The organism is Vibrio sp. Vb0888, from assembly GCF_033338835.1.
Classification (GTDB): domain Bacteria; phylum Pseudomonadota; class Gammaproteobacteria; order Enterobacterales; family Vibrionaceae; genus Vibrio; species Vibrio alginolyticus.
The window spans coordinates 1-1,963 of sequence record NZ_JAWOTL010000061.1 but is presented as its reverse complement, the minus strand read 5'-3'; the positions used below and the strand labels follow the sequence as shown (position 1 = coordinate 1,963).

The following is a 1,963-nucleotide window of genomic DNA, read 5'->3' as shown; positions in this document are numbered from 1 at the left end:
CGCTTCTCTGGTACTGAGCCATTACTACGTATTTTTGCAGAAATGCAAGATAAGGACACTGCGGAACGTGTTCTTCAACAGTTTAAAGACTTCTTGTCTCTATAACTGACCTTGTGCCCGCTTCGAGCACAATGATGAGAGCCGACGCTGTCTGGAAAAGGCGATCATCAACAGGAGAAGAGCACTTGCCCGGCATCACTGCCGGGCTTTTTTATATCTACAAATCGAGAATGGATTCGCAATCCCGTATGCAGAGGCATTAAGCGAACGCTAGCACGCCTTGAGTTTCGATCTTCACAGCAACGCGCTCACCGATATGAAGCGGCTGTGATGCGATAGCCAGTAGACGATCACCATTAGCATCAATCACATAACGACAATGATCACCCATGAAGTGCTGCTCAAGCACAGTGACCGCACTGTCTTCATCCGATTGAATTTGGACATGTTGTGGTCGCAGTAGTAATGAACAAGCAGATTGCATTTGAATCTCTTGCTGCGTACTCGCCTCAACTACACCAATATGGGTTTCGTATTCCGTATCTGAAATGCGCGTTGCGGCTAGGTAGCTACCACCACCTAAGAAGTCTGCAACAAACTTGCTCGAAGGTTGGTAGTAGAGTTCTGAAGCCGTGCCGTATTGCTCAATAACACCGTGGTTCATCACCGCCATCTTGTCGGCAAACGCAAATGCTTCTTCACGACTGTGAGTCACGAAAATCGCAGTAACGCCTTGTGCCTTAAAAATCTTACGGATCTCGCTGATTAACTCGTGACGAACCTGAGTATCAATATTGGAAAACGGTTCATCCAAAAGCAGTAAATCAGGGCTGTAAGCCAGAGAACGGGCAATCGCAACGCGCTGTTGTTGTCCACCAGAAAGCTGATGTGGATAACGATCGGCGTAACCTTGAAGGTGCACGAGTTCTAGCATTTCATCGACTTTCGCGCGCTTTTCTTGTGCAGATTGATGCTTCAAGCCAAAGGCTATATTTTGCGCAACTGTCAGATGAGGAAATAGTGCATAATCTTGGAAGATCATTCCGATATTGCGCTCTTCTGGCGGCAACCAATTTTCACCATCATCAATCGTCTGACAATTTAAGCTCATTTGACCAGAAGTAAGAGGCAGCAAACCAGCAATCGCTTTCAACAATGTCGTTTTGCCACAACCACTCGCCCCTAAAAGACAAACGATTTGCCCCTGTTCCACTTCTAGCGACAAAGACTCTAAAACGGTTTGAGCATCGTATTGGCAAGTTAGGTTTTTAATTGATAGTGCGCAGCTCATCAGTGATTTTGCTCCAGTGAACGGTTAACAACAACAAGCGGGATCAACCCAACAAGAACCAACAATACAGCAGGCAGAGCTGCCAATTCTAAATGCTCATCCGAGGCAAAGTTATATACGTATGTTGCCAGTGTTTCAAAATTGAATGGACGCAGAAGCAGAGAGGCATTGAGCTCTTTCATCGACTCAATAAACACCAACAATGCCGCAATCAGTGCACCACGTTTTACCAGTGGAAAGTGCACTCGCCACAGCATCGTATTTGGCGTACATCCCATCGTGCGTGACGCCATATCTAACGATGGAGAAATTTTATTTAGATTACTTTCGATACTACCAATCGCAACAGCTGAGAAACGCACCACCATCGCAAAGATCAACGCAAACATTGAGCCTGAGAAAATCAGTCCCGGCCTACCCCATTCCATCGCCTTCGCAATATCGTTTACGCGATAGTCCATAAACAGCACGGCAACCATCACGCCGATAGCCAATACCGTTCCAGGTACTGCGTAGCCCATTGAGGAAAGGCGCATAAAAGCAAGGCTTTCACGTTTGCCATTGACTCGGTGGGTAAAGTTAACAATAAGAGCAACAGCCACGCCGATGATCGCAGCAATGACAGACACAACAAGACTGTTCCACGCATACTCACGGAATTCTGGTGTCCAG

3 protein-coding genes are annotated in these 1,963 nt (G+C 46.7%); 1 reads left to right on the top strand and 2 read right to left on the bottom strand.

Annotated elements, in window-relative coordinates; all coding sequences use genetic code 11:
* The coding region (locus tag R7P72_RS23750; RefSeq protein WP_318110791.1) for a hypothetical protein at positions 1–105 on the top strand (105 nt) is incomplete at its 5' end.
* 154 nt (positions 106–259) lie between these two features.
* Here R7P72_RS23750 and R7P72_RS23745 read toward each other — a convergent pair.
* Together R7P72_RS23745 and R7P72_RS23740 are read right to left on the bottom strand one after the other, a co-directional pair.
* On the bottom strand, positions 260–1,291 hold the full coding sequence (locus R7P72_RS23745) for an ABC transporter ATP-binding protein (protein WP_318110790.1): 1,032 nt from the start codon (positions 1,289–1,291) through the stop codon (positions 260–262).
* Positions 1,291–1,963, bottom strand: a 673-nt coding sequence (locus R7P72_RS23740; protein ID WP_318110789.1) for an ABC transporter permease, incomplete at its 5' end; no start/stop codon positions are given. The genes R7P72_RS23740 and R7P72_RS23745, both read right to left, overlap by 1 nt.